Here is a 4397-nt window from a genome sequence, read left to right on the forward strand (position 1 = left end):
TACTTGAACGGCTTAATTGGTAATCAGCGAAGACCTGCATGAGTATCATTACTCACTACAGAAGTGACATGCTCCCCTTCGTCTCTCGGTAGGATTCTTTTTATTGTGACAGGAATTTTCGCTTGGTGGGGAGTTTCCCGCGCGTCACAATCAAAGAAACCGGGTTTTTTTTGTTTCTACACTGTCATGCGTCTTCTGGGCAAAAACCCGGTTTCTGAGCGAGGCATCACAACTATAATAAAATAACCGTTAAAAGAGGAAAGCCAATGGTGACGAGCCTGAATGTGGATACGGGACTGCTGCAAGAGGCGATCGAACTTGAGGGAGAAATTGAGTTCGAGACTCTAGTTGAAATCGCCTTGCGCGAATACATTCAACGCCGCAAACAGCCACAGAATCTCGAACTTAGCTTTGGAGAATCTCTCAGTGCATTTCGTGAAAAATATCAACTGCACGAACAGGGTTTAAATCCTGATGAAATTTGGGCAGAAGTTCGCGATCGAACTTTTGCAGGACGCGAGGTCATCTTTGAATGACGCTGCGTTATTTACTTGATACCAACATTATCTCCGAAATAATGCGATCTATTTCTTCGCGGTGGCGATCGTAATGAGTTTTGGGTTTAGTATTGGCGAGAAATACACAAATAAATCGAGTTTCTGAAACCTGCGTGTGATACCTACTTACTTAAACTTTAGATAATCTAAATATAAACACATAATAAACCTCAATCTGATGTTTTTTACCAAGAGATGACAAAGGGTGATACGCTGGGGATAGGAAGTTATTTGTCTATGAACCAAATTAAACGTGTTGCCATAGTGGGAGGAACCCACGGAAACGAACTCACAGGAATTTACCTCGTGAAGAAATTCGATCGCGCGCCAGAGTTAATTGGGCGATCGACTTTTGAAACAATCGCCCTGCTAGCCAATCCCAAAGCTTGCGAAATCGGGACACGCTACATCGATATCGACCTCAACCGCTGCTTTAGAAAGCAAGATTTAGAAAATCCCCATCTCTCCAGCTATGAAGCGCAGCGGGCGAAAGAAATCTACCGCATTTTTACTTCAAAAAACACTCATCTGCCCAACGTAATTATCGATTTGCACAGCACCACATCCAACATGGGGCTAACATTTATTCTCGCCAGCCATCATCCATTTAACCTGCAACTAGCAGCTTATTTAACCTCAGTGTATCCCCACCTCAAGGTACTCGCTTCTACAACCAAGAATCATGATAGTCCTTTGCTGCGATCGCTTTCGGTATTAGGCGGTACGCTGGAAGTTGGTGCAGTCCCGCAAGGCGTATTAGATGCGTCTTTATTTCAGCAAACTGAGCAATTAGTCTGCCGAATTTTAGACGGCGTAGAAGCCTACAATCAAGGCACAATGCCTGCTGCAAAGAATCCCCTGACTATTTATCACACCATTGGGGCGATCGACTATCCCAGAAACGAGAACAGAGAAATTCAGGCAATGATTCATCCTCATCTGCAATTCAGAGATTATCAAGCCCTGAATCCCGGCGATCCGATGTTTTTAACCTTTGATGGTGAGTCGGTATTGTATGAAGGTAAATCAACCGTTTATCCAATTTTCATTAACGAGGCAGCTTACTACGAAAAAGGAATTGCCATGTGTTTTACCCGAAAGCAAATAATTGTTAGTTATTAGTCATTAATCATTAGTCATTTCTTGAGAGGGTTCGGGTGACAAGAACTCCTCTTCAGAAGGCGCACTAACAGAACGAAATTGCTTCCATACTTCCAAACTGAGAATACAGGCAATCAGCCACACCAAACCTGCCGTATAACCGGCAATAACATCGGTAGGCCAGTGAACCCCTAGATAAAGCCGACTCAAACCAATACCAGCAACTAATACAACTGTCAAGCAGTAAATCCACCAGCGCTGCTTGGGAAAGCGCGAACCCAAGAAATATCCTAACAAACCGTAAATAACCATTGAAATCATCGCGTGTCCGCTAGGAAAACTGTAAAAGCGAACGTCAACAACGCGCTCCCAAAGTTGAGGTCGAGCGCGCGCAAAAAGTTTTTTTAACAGTAGGTTTAAACCGACCGCCCCGGCGCCGGTAACTGCAATAGTTGTGGCTTCGGAGCGATGTTTCCGCACCCACAAGATAATACCCAAACTCACGCTCAGCGCTAGCAGCAAATTTGGCTCCCCCAAAGATGTAAAGGCGAGCATGATGCGATCGCGCAGCGGAGTGTGAAGGCTCCTAAGATAGAGTAAAATAGATTTATCGAAAGCGTAGGTTTCTTTTTCCAACACCTCTTCGGCAATTGTGGCAAATCCCCACATCGCTAAAGCAGCAACAGCAAGCCCGGCCAGCCGAATTATCGAAATTAGCGATAGAATTTTAGAGCGCATTTTTTAAGTAATTAAAATTTTAAAAGTTCAAACTCAAAATAATACAACAAAGATAGGAAACGAAAAAGCCTTACCAATCGTCTAGATTCTTGATACCCTCTATTCTGAATCATTAAGTGATTTTTCACTACCCACCTCAGCTTTTACATCCAACCGACGAATGACTATACTATCAAAAAAACACATATCTGCAATTTTGTTGATCGGGGGGTTGACAAGTCTGTCTAGCTGTGCTAATACAACCGGAGTCAATGCGCCGATCGCCGAAGCCCACACCATCGCCCAGCGTCTCGTCTCGACCGCAGTCGCCCAAAAGCCGAACAACCCGCAATTCGGCCAGCCGATCAACTGTACGCTAGGAAAAGACTGTTTTGTATTGCTATATTTCGATCGAGAACCCGGCCCCACCGCCGTAGATTTTGGCTGCGGGCGCCAAACCTACGACGGCCACGACGGCACAGATTTTGCCATTCCCGACGCCAAAGCAATGGCAAAAGGAGTGCCAGTTATTGCCTCCGCTGCAGGCAAAGTTTTGCGAGTACGAGATGGTGTGGTCGATCGGCGTTTACAAAACGATACAGACAAAGCCAGCATCGCAGGCACAGAATGCGGCAACGGCATGGTAATCGACCACGGCGCAGGCTGGGAAGCCCAATACTGCCACCTCCGCAAAGGCAGCGTTGCCGTCAAACCCGGTACACAGGTACAAAAAGGCACTGTTTTGGGCATGGTGGGAAACTCTGGGATGGCATCTTTCCCCCACGTACACGTAACTTTTCGCTATCAAGGCAAACCCGTAGATCCGTTTGTCGGACCCGACGCGAAGGTAGGCTGCAACATCGCCCGCCATCCAATTTGGGACAAGCCCATCGACTATATTTCCACAGGTTTAATTCGGGCTGGTTTTGCCAATAAGCCACCCGATATCAACGCTGTCTGGGAAGGACAATTTTCCGAGACTCAACTCCCTGCAAACAGTCCAGCTTTGTTGTTTTGGGTGCAAAGTTACGGAGTGCTCAAGGGCGATCGCGAACAATACAAATTATTTGCACCCAACGGCACAACCATCGCCGATCAGACCAATGAAATTAAAGCCCCCAGCCGCACTTGGTTGGGTTATGTCGGCAAAAGAAACAGTACGAATTCTCCTCTGACTCCCGGAGTTTGGCGGGCCGAATATCGGTTGACGCGGGGCGATCGAGTTTTGGCAGAAGCCAAGCGAGAAGTTGAGTTGCGTTAGTCCGTTGACTGTTGACTGTTGACAGTATTTAATCCATGTAGCCACGTCAAAATCACTCTCTTCCTTCTTCATTCTTCCTTCTTCCCTCTTCCTTCCGAAGATTATTTCAGCAGCCAGCCAAATAATTCTCCGACACTCAACCGCAGTTCGCTAGCGAAGGACGGCACCGGTAGCAGCATTTCGGGTTCATCAAATACTGCTGTCTGTTGCTGGGGAACATAAACAAAAACGCATTGTTCGTCGGGATCGATCAGCCACCCCATTTGAGTTTCATGATTTAAGCAGTGCAGAATATTTTTAGTAACTTTAGTTTGACTTGGGTCAGGCGACAAAATCTCAATTGTCCAATCAGGAGCTATGGGAAAAACATTAGCAATTTCGCCGTTCTCATCGGCGGGAATTCGGTTCCAGACAAATACTGAAACATCAGGCACTGTTGACCTTCCACCAAAGGTACACCGGAGTTCGGGAAATCCTCGTGCAACTTTTTTGGGTTTTAATATAGCGTTAATGAAAATAATTAGTTCACATTGAGTCGCACTGTGTTTCCCTTGTGGCATTGGCTTCTGAATAATTTGATTATCAATGTATTCGCTGGCAGGTTTGGTTTCGGGTAGTTGGAGAAACTCTTCTAAAGTTAAGGATTTTAATCTTGTTTGTACCATTTTAAGTTCACCTCTAATGAAGTATAGCAATCCTAAATCATTATCAAGACTGTGATACAATTATATGCAATACTTAATTATGACAAAAAAATGAAT

5 protein-coding genes are annotated in these 4397 nt (G+C 45.3%); 3 read left to right on the plus strand and 2 right to left on the minus strand.

The genetic code is table 11. The features are described from left to right. The first annotated feature begins 266 nt into the window (after positions 1 to 266). Positions 267 to 536, plus strand: coding sequence for a type II toxin-antitoxin system VapB family antitoxin (locus tag QUA04_RS28805; RefSeq protein WP_333263967.1), 270 nt, complete (start codon positions 267 to 269; stop codon positions 534 to 536). A gap of 258 nt (positions 537 to 794) precedes the next feature. Further along, the gene (locus QUA04_RS28810) at positions 795 to 1679 is read left to right on the plus strand and encodes an aspartoacylase (RefSeq protein WP_333263970.1); all 885 of its coding nucleotides are present in this window, start codon (positions 795 to 797) and stop codon (positions 1677 to 1679) included. A gap of 3 nt (positions 1680 to 1682) precedes the next feature. Here the strand turns inward: QUA04_RS28810 and QUA04_RS28815 are convergent, their stop codons facing one another. Beyond that, on the minus strand, positions 1683 to 2396 hold the full coding sequence (locus QUA04_RS28815; RefSeq protein WP_333263973.1) for a phosphatase PAP2 family protein: 714 nt from the start codon (positions 2394 to 2396) through the stop codon (positions 1683 to 1685). Between the two features lie 160 nt (positions 2397 to 2556). Between QUA04_RS28815 and QUA04_RS28820 the strand changes: the two genes are divergently transcribed. After that, positions 2557 to 3636 (plus strand): M23 family metallopeptidase, encoded by a 1080-nt coding sequence (locus tag QUA04_RS28820; RefSeq protein ID WP_333263976.1) that lies wholly within the window; start codon positions 2557 to 2559, stop codon positions 3634 to 3636. 101 nt (positions 3637 to 3737) lie between these two features. Here the strand turns inward: QUA04_RS28820 and QUA04_RS28825 are convergent, their stop codons facing one another. Then, positions 3738 to 4301, minus strand: a complete 564-nt coding sequence (locus QUA04_RS28825) for a Uma2 family endonuclease (protein ID WP_333263979.1) — start codon at positions 4299 to 4301, stop codon at positions 3738 to 3740. Positions 4302 to 4397: the final 96 nt, after the last annotated feature.

The sequence above is a fragment of the Microcoleus sp. S13_C5 genome, assembly GCF_036700845.1.
Taxonomy (GTDB): domain Bacteria; phylum Cyanobacteriota; class Cyanobacteriia; order Cyanobacteriales; family Microcoleaceae; genus Microcoleus.

Excerpts from the sequence above, each read along its gene's own strand:
- QUA04_RS28805 (WP_333263967.1), top strand. The coding sequence starts at position 267 with ATGGTGACGAGCCTGAATGTGGATACGGGACTGCTGCAAGAGGCGATC.
- QUA04_RS28810 (WP_333263970.1), top strand. The coding sequence starts at position 795 with ATGAACCAAATTAAACGTGTTGCCATAGTGGGAGGAACCCACGGAAAC.
- QUA04_RS28815 (WP_333263973.1), bottom strand. The coding sequence starts at position 2,396 with ATGCGCTCTAAAATTCTATCGCTAATTTCGATAATTCGGCTGGCCGGG.
- QUA04_RS28820 (WP_333263976.1), top strand. The coding sequence starts at position 2,557 with ATGACTATACTATCAAAAAAACACATATCTGCAATTTTGTTGATCGGG.
- QUA04_RS28825 (WP_333263979.1), bottom strand. The coding sequence starts at position 4,301 with ATGGTACAAACAAGATTAAAATCCTTAACTTTAGAAGAGTTTCTCCAA.